Here is a 13,739-nt window from a genome sequence, read left to right on the forward strand (position 1 = left end):
CGTTTTTTCCCGCCGGAATCCGGCAAGCTCACTCGCCGGACAATCTCAGATTCCGCCGCACACTTCCCACGAAACCCGAATTCGCCCCTCACCTCAGCCGCCGCAACTCCTGCCCAATCTCCGCCAGCAGCGGCTCCACCGTTTCCTCCGCCTTCTCGCGCGCATTCAGCGCCGTGAAGTCCACCGACTGGGCCGGCATGCGCCACAGCAGGCTGCCGTCGCCGGAGCGGTAGGCGCTCAGCGCCATCTGTACGCTGTAGAGCGTGGATACGTTGCCGTAATACTCGACCTCGGTCGCGCCCACGGGCATCGCCTCGATATAGAACACCGCGGCGGCCTTGCGTGCGAACGGGCGCGGGTCGGGGCGGCGGTCGCCCTCACCGCCGGGTTCGCGCGCCTCGATGACGTGGAAGCCGTGTTCCTGCGCATAGGCGCCGATCACATCGCGGGCCGGCGCGGCGATGGCCGCATCGCCGACGATCACCAGGGCCAGGGTCGAGGCGGCCGCGCCGGAACGCGATGCCGCGGCACCACGGCCGCCGGAAGCCGCATCCGCGCCGGCCGCGGAAACCATCGGCGCACAGGCCAGCGCGAGCAGCGCCGCCAGGGCCAGGGATGCCGGCCACGGCCGCATCCGATCACACCGCAGCACAGGTATATGACGATACTTTCCTGACTTCACCACAATCTCCCACGCCTCCTGCGATTCCCCGACACGGATGATACGGATGCGCCGTCGCAGGACCCTGCGACCACTTCGCAGTCTGTGCGCGAACAGGTGCCAACTGCATCACCTTTCGGCTGCGATGCACGGTTTTGCCCTGCGGCTTGCACTGGTTGCACGCAACAGCAGCCGGCAGCGGCCGTCTGTGCCTCCCGCCCCGGAACAACCCCACATCGACAGCCGTCCAGCCCACACCTAAACTGCGCGGCTGGCCGTCCCGCCAGCGCCACCGGCCGCCGCCGTGAATACCGAGTACAGCCCCGACCATCCAGCCGCCGATTGCATCCTCTTTGAATGCGTAGCCGGCAGCCGCGCCTACGGCACGGCCAACGCCGCCAGCGACGAGGACATCCGCGGCCTGTTCGTCCTGCCTGCCGCCAGCTATCTGGACTTGGCCGCACCGCCGCCTCAGATCAGCGATGCGCGCAACAACATTGTTTACTACAGCCTGCGCCGCTGCATCGAGTTGCTGAGCGCGGCCAATCCCAGCCTGCTGGAACTGCTGTACATGCCGCCCGACTGCGTACGCCGGCGCGAACCGGAAATGGCCGAGCTGGAACGTTCGCGCGAACTCTTCATCAGCCGCCGCTGCGCCGATACGCATATCGGCTACGCCTTCAGCCAGATCAGGAAAGCGCGCGGCCAGAACAAGTGGATCAACCAGCCCAAGCCGGCCGAGCCGCCGCAGAAAGAGGACTATTGCCACCTTGTACTGCGCGAACGCTTCTCCGTCGCCGGCGCGCCGTTCCGTCCGCAGCCGCTGCGCGGCAGCGGCGTGGACCTGGCCGAATGCCACGCCGCGCGCCTGGAACACGCGCGCGAAGCCTATCGCCTTTATCACTATGGCCCGGCTGCGCGCGGCGTATTCCGCGGCGACGTGATCGCCTGCGAGCCGATACCGGCCGACGACGAACAGATACGCTTCATCGGCCTGCTGCTGTACAACGAGCACGCCTGGAAACAGGCCCTGATCGATCATCAGAACTACTGGACCTGGCGGCGCGAACGCAACGCGGCGCGCTGGCAGCAGCAGGAGAACGGCGAGCTGGACTACGACGCCAAGAACCTGATGCACACCATACGCCTGCTGCTGTCCGGCAAATCCATACTCGAACGCGGCGCGCCGCTGGTGCGCGTGGAAGGCGAGGCGCTGCAGCTGCTGTGCGATATCCGCACCGGCCGTTACCGCTACGAAGAGATCATGCAGATGGCGCAGGATATCGTCGCCGACTGCGAACAGCTCAAGCCGCGGGCCGCACTGCCCGAGGAAACCGATCCCGCCGCCGCCAGCGCGCTGCTGCGGCGGCTGACCCTGCACTGGGAACACCGATGCCGATGACGCCCGCCATTCTCGATGCACTCACGCAAGTGGAAGCCGAACGCGGCGTCCGCGTACTGCTCGCCGCGGAATCCGGCAGCCGCGCCTGGGGCTTTGCCTCGCCCGACAGCGACTACGATGTGCGCTTCGTCTACGCCCATCCGCGCGACTGGTATCTGCGCGTATTCGAAGGCCGCGACGTGATCGAGCGCATGCTCCCCGGCGACCTGGACCTCAGCGGCTGGGACTTGCGCAAGGCCCTGCGCCTATACACGCGCTGCAACGTCGCCCCGTATGAATGGCTGGGATCGCCCATCATTTACCGCGAGGACGCCGCCTTCACCGGCCGCCTGCGCGAACTGCTGCCGCAGTACTTCCAGCCGGCGGCGGCCCTGCACCACTACCTGGGCACTGCCCGCACCACCTTCAACGATCATCTCGCCGGCGAGGCCGTACGCCTGAAGAAAGTGTTCTATTTCCTGCGGCCCATCCTCGCCTGCCGCTGGATCGAACACGCCGCCAGCCAGCCGCCGACCGCCTTTGCCGAGCTGGTCGCGGCCGACTGGGTTGATGCGGACGAGCGCGGCACCATCAACGAATTGCAGCGCCGCAAACTGCTGGCCTCCGAAGGCGACAGCGAAGCGCTGGACCCGGCGCTGAAGCACTGGATGCAGCAGCAGCTGGAGCATTTCACGCGCATAGGCCCCTCGCTCGCGCGCAAGCGCGAGGTGGACAACGGCGAGCTGGATGCGCTGCTGGCGGCGTTCTGTTTCTAACCCGGCGGGCAGCGGCGGCACAGCGCATCGGCATCCGCCGCTTGCAATACAACGGTAGCGGACACGCCAGCCGATCCGCCATGCCATCGCTGACGTCCCGCCGCAGGCATCAACGCTTGCGGCCGGCCGGCAACGGCTCGCCATCCGCGCGATACGCCGGCGGCGTGTAGAAATTCAGTGTGCGCAGCAAGGTGCGTCCGGTGTTGCGTATCTCGTGCCGCTCGCCGCGCTCGATCACGACAAGGCTGCCGGCCTTGAGCCGCTGGCGCACGCCGTCGACGATGGCCAGGCCGCTGCCGGCCAGCACGAACAGCCACTGGTCCGCCGCGCGATGGCGATTGTCCGGCCCGCCTTCGCTGTCTCCCGGCGCCAGCACCATTTCCGCGGCCTGGGCCTTGCGCAGATCGAAGGCGACGCGGAATCCCTTGCCGAAACGGCAGAGCTTGTGTTTCATTTTTCCTCTCCGGCTCACCACGCCGGACCTGTTTTCGCAGACTCCGCGAAAAATTCTTGTCGAGCGGCTTGCGTGCTCGAATGCGCCAGATTCCTTTTGCGCATACGCCCGGAGGCGTGCGGGAGATTCTTGCCCGAAGCTACGGTCCAGGCAGCCACGCCCGTCCCTACCAAAGTAGCTTGCAATTAAATAGCGCGCTACGTATCATTCACCCCATGAAGACCCGCACCGCCAGCAAGAACGCCGCCGCCAGCCAGCTGTTGCTGGACCAGCAACTCTGCTTCGCCCTGTATTCGGCCAACCTGGCCATGCACAAGGTGTACAGGCCGCTGCTGAAGGCGCTGGAGCTGACGTATCCGCAGTATCTGGTCATGCTGGTGCTGTGGGAGCAGGAAGACCAGACGGTTTCAGCCATAGGCGAGCGGCTGTACCTGGATTCGGCCACGCTGACGCCGCTGCTCAAACGCCTGGAGGCTGCCGGCCTGGTCACGCGCACCCGCGCCGCCGAGGACGAGCGCCAGGTGCTGGTCGGCCTGACCGCCACCGGCCGCCAGCTGCGGCACAAAGCGCAGCAGGTTCCGCCGGCGGTGCTGTGCGCGGCGGATTGCAGCCTGGGCGAGCTGAAGTCGATCAAGCAGGAACTGGAAACACTGCGCGACAAGCTGGTCCGCGCCGGCGATCCGGAGGAATGAATTGCGGGCCGGGCTAAGCCCTTGGAGCCGAATAAAAAGTAGTACACGATTTACTAGCCAACGATCCAATACAGCAACCACGTATCCGCCGCCGGCATGACTGCTGTCGCGGAGCCGTCCACCAACCACCGCAGAGAGGAAAACCACCATGTCCATCGCCACTGTTCTCTACCGCGCCCAGGCCAAGGCCACCGGCGGCCGCGAAGGCCAGGCCAGCTCCGACGACAACGCCCTGAACGTGAAGCTGTCCACCCCGCGCGAACTCGGCGGTGCCGGCGGCCCCGGCACCAACCCGGAACAGCTGTTCGCGGCCGGCTACTCGGCCTGCTTCATCGGCGCGATGAAGTTCGTCGCCGGCCAGCAGAAGATCGCCCTGCCCGCCGACACCAGCATCGAAGGCCTGGTCGGCATCGGCCAGATACCGCAGGGCTTCGGTATCGAGGTCGAACTGAAGATCTCCATTCCCGGCATGCCGCGCGAACAGGCCGAGGCGCTGGTGGAAAAGGCTCACCAGGTCTGCCCGTATTCGAATGCGACGCGCGGCAATATCGACGTCACGCTGACGGTCGTCTGATCCCTGCTTTCCCGACAGCGCCGGCCCAGGTCCGGCGCTGTCGCAGTTCATCGCGGCAGCGGCACGCGCGCCGACCACCGCCGCGCCAGCGCCGGAACCGTCACGCATTCCGCCAGACGCCGCATGCTGTTGCCGCCGCATGCCGCCCCGCCCGCGCATAAATCGCGGCGCCGCGCGCCGTTGACTCGCGTCCGGCCGTACACTCGCCCTGTCTCCGGCGGAAACCCACCCATGTCGACCGAGCCGCGCAGCGGCCCTGCGCTGACCGAATTGCTGTTGTCCTGGAAACGCGGCGAAGGCGCGGCGTTCAAGCAGGTCATAGACCAGGTCTACGCGCAGCTGAAACAGATCGCCGCACAGCGCCTGCACCAGTCGGGCAGCGACCTGACCCTGACGCCGACCGACCTGCTGCACGATGCCGTGCTGCGCGTGGCCGAGGCGCCGATGGACTGGAAGAACCGCGCGCACTTCTTCGCCAGCATGTCGCTGTTCATACGCTCGGCCCTGGTCGACCACGCGCGGGCGCGCCAGGCGGCCAAGCGAGGCGGGCGGCCGGTCTACGTGACCTTGTCCCAGGCCGACGCGGGCGAAGCCTCCATGGCCGCCGACCTGCTCGCGCTGGACCAGGCCCTGCTGCGGCTGGAGGCGCTGGATCCGCGCGGCGCCCAGGTGCTGCACCTGGCCCATTTTGGCGGCCTGGACCGGCAGCAGATCGCGGCGGTGCTGGAGGTGTCGCTGGCCACGGTGGACCGCGACCTGCGCTTCACCCGCGCCTGGCTGCGCGAAGAGCTGGCCAATGGCGAATGAGTGCGACGCTCGGGACGGATGACCCGCACCGAACTCGCTAGCGTGATCCGCGCAGCTTCATCGTCAGGCTGCCGTGCGCACAGTCCCGGCCGGAAAAGCGCGGTGAAGGCGCGGCGCTGGCGGCAACCGTACTGACCCGGGCGGCCAACGCGCTGATCGCGGCTTCGCCATTGCGTGCAGAAGGCGGCAGCTGGCGCGCAGGCGCCGACGGCCTGCGTCGTCCACGGCCGTACAGGCGGCCCGGTAATCCGGAACTGCAGCTACGGCCGCGTCAAACCGCCGCCCCTTCGCGATGCAGGCTGTACAAGGCCACAGTGCAGCGATCCGCATAACCCAGCCGCAGATAGACCTTCTTGGCGCGGTCGTTGCCCGGGCTCACATGCAGGAAGGGCTGCTCGCCCCGCTCGAACACGCCGCAGGTGACCAGGGCGACCAGGCGCTGGGCATGGCCGCGGCCGGCGTGGTCCGGATGGGTGCAGACCGCGCTGATCTCGCGCCAGCCAGGCAGGTGCATGCGCTCGCCGGCCATCGCGGCCAGGCGGCCGTCGCTGTAGATGCCGAGGTAGCGCCCCATGCGCAAGGTGTCGTGGCGGAAATAGCCGGGGAAGACCAGGCCGGTGAGTTCCAGCATGTCCTCGATATGCGCCTCGCCCAGCTCGCACACATCGGCACCATCGGGCACCGCAGGCGGCCGGGCGCAGACCATCTGCTCGATCACGCCATGGTCGTCCAGGCGCCAGCCCGGCACCGCCGGCGGCACCAGGCCGACCAGGTAATACGGCTCGTGGTCGCCCAGCAGGCCGGCCAGCTGCACGCCGGCCGCAGCATCGGCGCTGCCCACGCCGACGAAGGGCGCGATCTCGGGCGCATAGCCCGCCGCAGCGCCGGCCGCGCGGCCCAGGGCCGCGTGGTGGCTTTGCAGCGAATGCCAGATCGGGTTGTCCAGCGGCGAGGTCATGGCGATTCTTCGTCGCTGCCGGCGAAGCGCAGCCGGTTCGCGGGCAGGTTCGCCGAGGGGCCTTCGCCGCGGCGCTCGCGCCGGCGGCGCAACTGGGCATCGCGGCTGCGCGCGCGCGCGGCCATCACACGTTGACGCAGTTTGCTGGTTCGTTTGCGCATGGCGGGAACAGGATCTGGCTGAACTACGGGACGGCATCCCTGCCGGCGGCTCGGCCCTCGATTTTGCCGCAATCGCGCCGCTCAGCGTGACGCCGGCAACAGGCGCGGCTGCCGCTCGAACCATTCGGCCGCCTTGAGCAGGTGGAACTTGCGCTCGCCCTGTTTCAATTCAAGCCCCAGCCCCAGCTTGGCCCAGCGCAGGAACAGATCGCCCTCGGCCTTGCGCTGGGCCAGGCGCAGGCGCGCCTTGACATCGAAGCGGTTGTTGCTGACTTCCAGATCCTCCAGCGTCACCGCGCCATCCTTCACCGCCGCGCGCGTGGACGCGGTGACCTCGCCCTTGTCGAGCAGGCGCGGCACCCAGCGCGGGAAATCCTTGTGCCGCGAATACAGCGCCAGCAGCAGGCTGATGTCGCTCATGCGCACGCTGGCATCGGCGTCGATGCGCAATGGCGCGCCCCATTGCAGGCGGCCGCGGTCGAAGCGGATGTCCGCCCACCAGTCGCCCGCCGTGGCGCGTTCCGGATCGCTGACCTTGACCTTGCGCAAGCCCAGGGTGCTGCCGTCCAGCACGAACTCGTCGCGCACCAGATCCACCCGCGAGACTTTCGCAGCGACCGTCACATCGCCGGCGAATTCGAGATCGTTCGCCGCGAGCTGGGCCTGCCGCGCCTGGATCGCGAGCTTGCCAGTACCGACCTTGCCGACCGCGTCCAGTTGCAGATCGCCGCCGAGCTGGCCGCGGCCGCCGAGGAAGCGCAGCGCCGCGCCGGGCAGGAAAGGATTGAGGGCGCGCAGGTCGGGCACGTCGGCGCGCTCGAACAGCAGCCGCGCGCGCAGCGAATCGCGAAACTCGATCACGCGGCCGGTGGAGCGCAGCTCCAGCTTAAGATCGCGCCCGCGCACCATGGCCTGCTGCGGCGTCTGCACGCCGGCGACCTGGAACTGACTGATGCCGATGTCCACGCGCGGACGCAGCTCGCCGTTCTCGCTGTCGACGCGACCGTCGGCGCGGGCGCGGCCGGTGAAGCGCTGGCCCTGCACATCGGCCTGCACGGCCACATCGGGAATGCTCAGGCGGCTGCCCGCGGCGATGCGGCCCGCATCGACCAGCACATGCGCATTCACTTCGCCGGCGCCGTCCAGCTGCAGCCACTGCGCCTTGGCCAGCACCGGCCCCAGCCAGGCCAGCGAATCGAAGCGCCATTGCAGATCGACCAGGCCGGACAGGCGCGGCAGCAGCGGCGGCGCCTTGTCGTGCGGGATCAGCTCGCGCCCGGCGATGCGCAGCTCGGCCGCGATGCGGCCGCTGCCGGCCGGCGGCGGCGGCATGTCGAGCTTGAGATTGATGGTGTCGGCCACGTGCAGATCCAGCCTGGCCTGCTGCGTCCAGTGGCGCCCGGCCGCGTCGCTGGCCTGCAGCGGCAGCAGCAGTTCCATGCGTCCGCCGTGCTGCAGCACGCCCTGGTGCAGCACCAGTTGTGCCTGCACGCGGCCGCCGCCGGCATTGCGCACCGCACCGCGCCAGCGCGGTTCCTCGTCCATATGCACCGCGAACGCCGGCAGCGCGCCGTCGAGCTGAAGCCCTAGCGTGGCCAGCGCCAGCCGGTGCCAGCCCGCAGCCTGTTCGCGCGTATGCCGCGGCAGGGTGAACACGACTTCCAGCGCGGCCTGCTGCAGCCATTCGACATCGCCATGACGCAGCCGCGCCTGCTGCAGCTGGGCACGGCTGGGAAAGATCTCCAGCGCGCCGCCGCGCAGCTGCTTCCACAGGCCGAACTCCGCCTTGCCGGCGCCGGCCACGTCGAGTTCGTAATCGTCCCAGCGCACACCGCGCAGGCTCTCCGTCGCGATGCGGTCGAAGCGCAGCACCCAGCCGCCGGGCCGCGGCTCGGCCGGCGCCAGCTCGTGGGCCAGGGCGAGACTGCCGCGCACCTGCTCGGCCCAGGTCGACGGCACCTGCAGCTCCCGCCGCAGCAGCGGCAGCAGGGCGATGCGCCCGCTGAGCTTGTCAGCCTGCGCCGACCACTGGATGCGCCGCGCATGACCGTGGAACTGCGCCTGCCACAGCACCACCTGGCCGGGGTAGAGACTCAGGCCATGCGCCCATTCCATACGGAAACGTTCGGGCTTGCGGTTGATCAGCCCGGGGCCGAAACCCGCATTGAGGAAAAGGTTGGCCGCCAGCAGGTATACGGCATACAGGCCGACCAGGATCCAGCCCAGTCTACGCAATCCCTTGGACACGGCGCGGCTCCGACTTGAATGAGCCGCAGCATGCACCAGGCGCGGCGAAGGCGGAAGCCGGCGCCGGGGCGGTGCCGCGGCCCCGGCGCAACAGGTTACGGCATGGCGTGTCGCGACGCCGTCGTGCAGTCTTCTCGCCGGCGGCGACGCTACGGCCGTGCGCGATACCGCAGCGGCGCGGCGTGTCGCGATGCTATCCGTGCAAACCGCCGCGGTGCGACCGCCACAGCCGCACCGCCACCGCCGTCCAGCCGCAATTACCGTCGCTGAAAAAGCGCAGGAATTTCCAGGAACAGTCCGGCGCACCACTGCAAGCCGGATGCGCTCAACTGTCCGACTTCGCCTTGCGCAGCACGCTGGCCGCAACCTGGCGGCCTTCCTGGCGAGCCTTGTAGACCGCGAGCAGGGCCTCGTAGCGCTCACGCCCCACCGATTCGGTGAACTTGCGCCGCACCTGCACGTAGGAGGCGCGGAATTCCGAATACGCGCCGTGCGCGCCGAACAGCATGCCGAGCTGGCGCTGGGTCAGGCCGGACTCGGCCGCCAGCACATCGAGATCTATCGTGGCCTGCGCCATGGCCGTGGTACTGCACAGGGTCAGGGCAAGCGCGAAAAGACGGGCTTTCATGACGACCTCCACTGCGTACACGTCGGACTGCGGGCCGACACCGTTCGATCTGCCGATCGTGCGCCGGCGCGGTCTGCGCCGGCACGATCATCAGATGCGCTGCGGGACGGTTTTGTTGGGCAAAGGGGCGATGCCGGCAAGAACTGCATCATTGGCCAGGGAGAAGGGCCGGAGATGCAACGCGGACGAGCGATGTTGCGGGGACTGCCGCGCAAATTAGGCAACGGAATGCATATCGAAATTTGGCCTTCTGACGGGAAAGCCTGAAGCCGGGAAGTTGCGGATTCGAAGATGCCGGGCAAATCCGGAAAGCAAATTCGCAAGCCGGAGAACCCTCTCTCCAAGCGCGCCAGGGGGAGAGCTGCCCGGCTCGCGCTGGCGACCTGGCGGTCCTGGGCGGCAAAGGATCACTTGCAGGAATCCAAATATAGGCCGCAATCCCGAATCGCGAACCTCAAAACCCACCAATCACCCAAACCCCAACCCCACCTCCCGCACCACCGCCAGCACATCCTCGGCAGCGGCGCACAGCGCTTCGCTGCGCGGGGCTATACGCGGTCTCGCATCCAGTGTGCAGGTCAAGGCGGCATCAAGCAGGGTCGCATGTGCGCGGGCGAGCTTGGCCGCCTGTTCCGCACCCAACAGCCCGTGCTGCGCCGCGAGCGCGATCAGCTTGCTGCTGTCGCTGGCGCCGAGCAGCGCGGGAACCTGCGCGGCGTGGGCGAGTACCAGTGCCTGCAGCAGGAATTCGATATCGAGCAGGGCGCCGGCGCCCTGCTTGAGATCCAGTACGGCGGCATCGGAACGGTCGCGCTCCGCACGCCAGCGTGCGCGCATGGTGGCGACGTGGCTGAACACGGCTTCGCGTTCGCGCGGCAGGCCCAGCACCGCGGCGCGGGCCTGGGCGAAACGGCGGGCCAGCGCGTCGTCGCCGGCAAGCAGGCGCGAGCGCACCAGGGCCTGGTGTTCCCAGGTCCAGGCGCGTTCGCGCTGGTAGTCGGCAAAACCTTGCACGCTGGTGACGAGCAGGCCCTTGCCGCCGTCGGGGCGCAGGCGCACGTCGACTTCGTACAGGCGGCCGGCGCGGGTCATGGTGGTGAGCAGATGCACTACGCGCTGGGCGATGCGCGCGTAGTAGCGCTGGCCGTCCAGCGGCTTGGGGCCGTCGCTTTCGACCTGGCCCAGGGCCTCGTCGTAGAGGAAGACGAGGTCGAGATCGGAAGCGAAGCCGAGTTCGGCCGCACCCAGCGAGCCATAGCCGACGATGGCCAGGCCGCTGCCATTGCCGATATGGCCGGGCAGGCGGCCGTGCTGGCGCAGGGCGTCGCGTTCGGCCTGGGCCAGCACGGTGGCGACGATGGTTTCGGCCAGCACGGCGAGGCGGCGCGACGTGGACACGGCGTCGGCGCGCTTGCCCAGAAAGGCCAGCCCCAGGCGAAAACCGAGACTGTGCTTCAGTTCCTGCAGCAGCTCGATCTCGGCTTCGGGATCAGGCGTGGCTGCGTCCAGCGTGGCCACGCGGCGGGCGATCTCGGATTCGATCGCGCTGCGGTCCACTGGCACGGCGTCCAGGCGCGGATCGAACAGGTCGTCGATCAGCAGGGGATGGGCGATGACGCGCTCGGCCAGCCAGGCGCTGTCGGCGAACAATGCGATCAGGCGCCGGCGCGCGCCGGCCTGTTCATCCAGCAGCACCAGATAGGCGGCGCGGCGCACGATGGCGTGCAGCAGGCGCACCAGGCGTTCCAGGCAGGCGGCCGGCGCGCGGCTCTGCGCGGCGGCCTGCAGCAGTTGCGGCATCAGGCGGTCGAAGCGTTCGCGCGAGCTGTTGGCCATACTGCGCACGGCGGGCGAGCGAGTCAGGCCGAGCAGGGCCTCGCGCACCGGCTCGGCCGGCTGGAAGCCGGCGGCGGCCAGTTCGCGCGCTTCGCCGCCGTCGCGGTCCAGGCTGCGCCAGAGCTGGATCCAGCTGTCCGGCGTAGACGGCGCCGCGGCGCTGTCCAGCGGCGCGAGCAGGTTGCGGAATTCCTCCGCCACGGCCTCGCGCTCGTGCGCCAGCGCGCGCTGGAACGCGGCGGTGTCGGCATGGCCCAGGCCGCAGGCGATGCGTTGCACCAGGCGCGCGTCGGCGGGCAGGTCGTGGGTCTGTTCGTCGCGCAGCATCTGCACGCGGTTTTCGGCCCGGCGCAGGAACAGGTAGGCGCGGCGCAGGGTCTGGGCGCGGGCCTTTTCCAGCACGCCGAGCTGCTCGCAGGCGGCCAGCGCCGGCAGCAGGCCGCGCACGCGCAGGCTGGGTTCGCGGCCGCCGCGTATCATCTGCAACAATTGCACAATGAACTCGATCTCGCGGATGCCGCCGGGGCCGAGCTTGAGATTGTCGGTGAGGTCCTTGCGCACCACTTCCGCGTCGATCAGCGCCTTCATCTCGCGCAGCCCGGCGAAGGCGGTGTAGTCGAGGTAGCGCCGGTAGACGAAGGGCCGCAGCGCTTCGCACAGGCGCTTGCCGGCGGCCAGGTCGCCCGCCACCGGCCGCGCCTTGATCCAGGCATAGCGTTCCCAGTTGCGGCCTTCGCGCTGGTAGTACTGCTCCATCGCCGCGAACGACAGTGCGACCCGGCCGGCGTTGCCGAACGGACGCAGGCGCAGGTCGACGCGATACACGTAGCCGTCCACGCTGACTTCGGCCAGCAGCTTGACCATCTGCTGGCCCAGGCGGGCGAAGAAAGCTTCGTTGTCGACCACGCGGGAGCCGTCGGTCTGGCCGTTCTCGGCATAGGCCAGGATCAGGTCCACGTCGGAGGAAAAATTCAGCTCGCCGCCGCCGAGCTTGCCCAGGCCCAGCACCACCAGGCGCTGGGCGCGGCCCTGGCTGTCGCGCGGCAGGCCGTGACGCGCGCCCAGGTGCGCTTCGGCGTAGCGCAGCGCGGATTCGATGCAGGTCTCGGCCAGCGCGGTGGAGCCGGCCAGGGTGTCGGCGACTTCGTCCAGGCCGTTCACATCGCGCCAGATCAGGCGCAGCGCCTCGCGCTTGCGGAAGCGCCGCAGCAGCATCATCTGGCGCGCCTCGTCGCGCTCGCCGGGATCGAGCTGCCAGACCCGCGCATCGGCCGGGCGCGGATCGCTCATCAGCATCAGCGCCTCGGGCGCGAGCAACGCTGGATCGCGCGAGAAGCAGTCATAGGCGAAGTCGCTGGCCAGCAGTACGCGCTGCAGCTGCTCGGCCACGCCGGCGTCGTCGTAGAACGGCACATGGGCTTCGCGGCAGCGCGCCAGCAGATGCGCGTAGCGGCTTTCGAGGAAATCGGCGAAGGAGGCGGCGGCGGTCATGGGCCGCCGATTCAAACAGATTCGCGACGGAATTGCTCGGCATCGGCGGCAGGCCTCGCAGCCATGCCCGTGGCGCGGCGGCGGCGGAAAGCTGGAGCAACCTGCCGTGCCGCATCACGCTCCGACCGGCACGCCGCATCCCGGGGTTCCTGCCGCCCTGTCCGTCCCGCCGCAGCGCTGCACCGGCAAACGGTGCGGGCAGTCCGGCGGCTGTACCGCATGAACCGGCCCGGCCGCTTCATCCCGCGGCCGGGCCGGCTTCGCCGCAGTCAGCAGCTGCCGAAGCGATCAGGGCTGGCGCCCGGACCGCCGCGCGGACCCGGCGGGTTTTCCCAGTTCGTGCCCGGGCCGCCGCGCGGGCCCGGCGGATTGTCGTCGCGGTCATTCCAGCAGCGGCGGCTCTGGTTCCAGAAACCGTAGCGCGGATGCCAGTAGCCGTAGCGGTCGTTGAAGTAGTAGCCGTCATCGCGCAGCACGAAGCGGATCCGCTCCCTGCCGTGGCGGTAGAAACGATGATCCGGCGAGGCGCCCGGACCGCCGCGCCAGCCCGGCGGGTTTTCCCAGTTGGTGCCGGGACCGCCGCGCGGGCCCGGCGGGTTGTCGTCGCGGTCGCGCGGATAGTCGCGCGCATCGGCGACGTTCACGGCCGCGAGCGCGGCCAGCGAGATCAGAAGCAGACGGGGCAGTTTCATGGCGGACTCCTGCGTGTCGTGGAGGCACAAAACGCTTGCGCCGCGAAAAGGGTGTCACCGCCCGCGTGAATGCCCGCGCAAAAACACAGCCCTGCCGTCGAGCCTGTATCTGCCATGTTCAGCGGCGTGAAAAGCAGGCGCAGGACCCGCCGGGCCTGCGCGCCGCGCCGGCCAAGCGCAATGATTCCAAATAAAACATATGCAAATTTCGCTTGGTGAAGAAACGCCAGCCACACATGGAGAATCGCGGCACAAAAAAAAAAAAGGTTCTTCACCCATTACCGGGGAAGGCGGCGCGGATTTTAAGGAAGAAGTAAGCATCGTCCCGGAAGCCGTAGGCGATGCGCTTGATGACCTTGATGCGGTTGTTGATGCCTTCGA

14 protein-coding genes are annotated in these 13,739 nt (G+C 68.8%); 5 read left to right on the forward strand and 9 right to left on the reverse strand.

Annotated elements, in window-relative coordinates; translation table 11 throughout:
* Window positions 1–88: 88 nt before the first annotated feature.
* Complete coding sequence (locus tag NM961_RS21470) at window positions 89–634, reverse strand: hypothetical protein (protein WP_255916479.1); 546 nt, start codon at window positions 632–634, stop codon at window positions 89–91.
* Between the two features lie 331 nt (window positions 635–965).
* Between NM961_RS21470 and NM961_RS21475 the strand changes: the two genes are divergently transcribed.
* Both NM961_RS21475 and NM961_RS21480 read left to right on the forward strand, forming a co-directional pair.
* Window positions 966–2,063 (forward strand): DNA polymerase beta superfamily protein, encoded by a 1,098-nt coding sequence (locus tag NM961_RS21475; protein WP_255916480.1) that lies wholly within the window; start codon window positions 966–968, stop codon window positions 2,061–2,063.
* On the forward strand, window positions 2,054–2,818 hold the full coding sequence (locus NM961_RS21480; RefSeq protein ID WP_255916481.1) for a nucleotidyltransferase domain-containing protein: 765 nt from the start codon (window positions 2,054–2,056) through the stop codon (window positions 2,816–2,818). Before NM961_RS21475 ends, NM961_RS21480 begins: the two co-directional genes overlap by 10 nt.
* Before the next feature lie 109 nt (window positions 2,819–2,927).
* Here the strand turns inward: NM961_RS21480 and NM961_RS21485 are convergent, their stop codons facing one another.
* The gene (locus NM961_RS21485; protein ID WP_255916482.1) at window positions 2,928–3,272 is read right to left on the reverse strand and encodes a cupin domain-containing protein; all 345 of its coding nucleotides are present in this window, start codon (window positions 3,270–3,272) and stop codon (window positions 2,928–2,930) included.
* A gap of 215 nt (window positions 3,273–3,487) precedes the next feature.
* Between NM961_RS21485 and NM961_RS21490 the strand changes: the two genes are divergently transcribed.
* From NM961_RS21490 to NM961_RS21500, 3 genes are all read left to right on the forward strand, one after another.
* A complete protein-coding gene (locus NM961_RS21490) occupies window positions 3,488–3,964 on the forward strand; it encodes a MarR family winged helix-turn-helix transcriptional regulator (protein ID WP_255916483.1) in 477 nt (158 codons plus the stop codon).
* A 148-nt stretch (window positions 3,965–4,112) separates the two neighbouring features.
* Window positions 4,113–4,538, forward strand: coding sequence for an organic hydroperoxide resistance protein (locus tag NM961_RS21495; protein ID WP_255916484.1), 426 nt, complete (start codon window positions 4,113–4,115; stop codon window positions 4,536–4,538).
* 231 nt (window positions 4,539–4,769) lie between these two features.
* Complete coding sequence (locus NM961_RS21500; RefSeq protein ID WP_255916485.1) at window positions 4,770–5,345, forward strand: ECF-type sigma factor; 576 nt, start codon at window positions 4,770–4,772, stop codon at window positions 5,343–5,345.
* Between the two features lie 271 nt (window positions 5,346–5,616).
* Here NM961_RS21500 and NM961_RS21505 read toward each other — a convergent pair whose 3' ends face one another.
* The 7 genes from NM961_RS21505 to NM961_RS21535 form a co-directional block, all read right to left on the reverse strand.
* Window positions 5,617–6,303: a GNAT family N-acetyltransferase gene (locus NM961_RS21505; RefSeq protein ID WP_255916486.1), complete on the reverse strand. Its 687-nt coding sequence runs from the start codon at window positions 6,301–6,303 to the stop codon at window positions 5,617–5,619.
* Window positions 6,300–6,464: a hypothetical protein gene (locus NM961_RS21510; RefSeq protein WP_255916487.1), complete on the reverse strand. Its 165-nt coding sequence runs from the start codon at window positions 6,462–6,464 to the stop codon at window positions 6,300–6,302. The genes NM961_RS21505 and NM961_RS21510 overlap by 4 nt, the downstream gene beginning before the upstream one ends.
* 81 nt (window positions 6,465–6,545) lie before the next feature.
* Entirely contained in the window at window positions 6,546–8,711 is a 2,166-nt protein-coding gene (locus tag NM961_RS21515) for a hypothetical protein (protein ID WP_255916488.1), read from the reverse strand.
* Between the two features lie 325 nt (window positions 8,712–9,036).
* Entirely contained in the window at window positions 9,037–9,339 is a 303-nt protein-coding gene (locus NM961_RS21520; RefSeq protein ID WP_255916489.1) for a hypothetical protein, read from the reverse strand.
* 468 nt (window positions 9,340–9,807) lie between these two features.
* Window positions 9,808–12,666, reverse strand: a complete 2,859-nt coding sequence (gene glnE / locus NM961_RS21525) for a bifunctional [glutamate--ammonia ligase]-adenylyl-L-tyrosine phosphorylase/[glutamate--ammonia-ligase] adenylyltransferase (RefSeq protein WP_255916490.1) — start codon at window positions 12,664–12,666, stop codon at window positions 9,808–9,810.
* A gap of 269 nt (window positions 12,667–12,935) precedes the next feature.
* Window positions 12,936–13,358 carry a hypothetical protein gene (locus NM961_RS21530; protein WP_255916491.1) on the reverse strand — a complete coding sequence of 141 codons (423 nt, stop codon included), beginning with the start codon at window positions 13,356–13,358 and terminating at the stop codon, window positions 12,936–12,938.
* A gap of 271 nt (window positions 13,359–13,629) precedes the next feature.
* Window positions 13,630–13,739: transposase (locus NM961_RS21535; RefSeq protein WP_255916493.1), on the reverse strand; the 110-nt coding region annotated here is incomplete at its 5' end.

The organism is Tahibacter harae, from assembly GCF_024437735.1.
GTDB lineage: Bacteria > Pseudomonadota > Gammaproteobacteria > Xanthomonadales > Rhodanobacteraceae > Tahibacter > Tahibacter harae.

Coding starts and splice junctions, on each gene's coding strand:
- NM961_RS21470 (WP_255916479.1), bottom strand. CDS start 634: ATGCGGCCGTGGCCGGCATCCCTGGCCCTGGCGGCGCTGCTCGCGCTG.
- NM961_RS21480 (WP_255916481.1), top strand. CDS start 2,054: ATGCCGATGACGCCCGCCATTCTCGATGCACTCACGCAAGTGGAAGCC.
- NM961_RS21485 (WP_255916482.1), bottom strand. CDS start 3,272: ATGAAACACAAGCTCTGCCGTTTCGGCAAGGGATTCCGCGTCGCCTTC.
- NM961_RS21490 (WP_255916483.1), top strand. CDS start 3,488: ATGAAGACCCGCACCGCCAGCAAGAACGCCGCCGCCAGCCAGCTGTTG.
- NM961_RS21495 (WP_255916484.1), top strand. CDS start 4,113: ATGTCCATCGCCACTGTTCTCTACCGCGCCCAGGCCAAGGCCACCGGC.
- NM961_RS21500 (WP_255916485.1), top strand. CDS start 4,770: ATGTCGACCGAGCCGCGCAGCGGCCCTGCGCTGACCGAATTGCTGTTG.
- NM961_RS21505 (WP_255916486.1), bottom strand. CDS start 6,303: ATGACCTCGCCGCTGGACAACCCGATCTGGCATTCGCTGCAAAGCCAC.
- NM961_RS21510 (WP_255916487.1), bottom strand. CDS start 6,464: ATGCGCAAACGAACCAGCAAACTGCGTCAACGTGTGATGGCCGCGCGC.
- NM961_RS21520 (WP_255916489.1), bottom strand. CDS start 9,339: ATGAAAGCCCGTCTTTTCGCGCTTGCCCTGACCCTGTGCAGTACCACG.
- glnE (WP_255916490.1), bottom strand. CDS start 12,666: ATGACCGCCGCCGCCTCCTTCGCCGATTTCCTCGAAAGCCGCTACGCG.
- NM961_RS21530 (WP_255916491.1), bottom strand. CDS start 13,358: ATGAAACTGCCCCGTCTGCTTCTGATCTCGCTGGCCGCGCTCGCGGCC.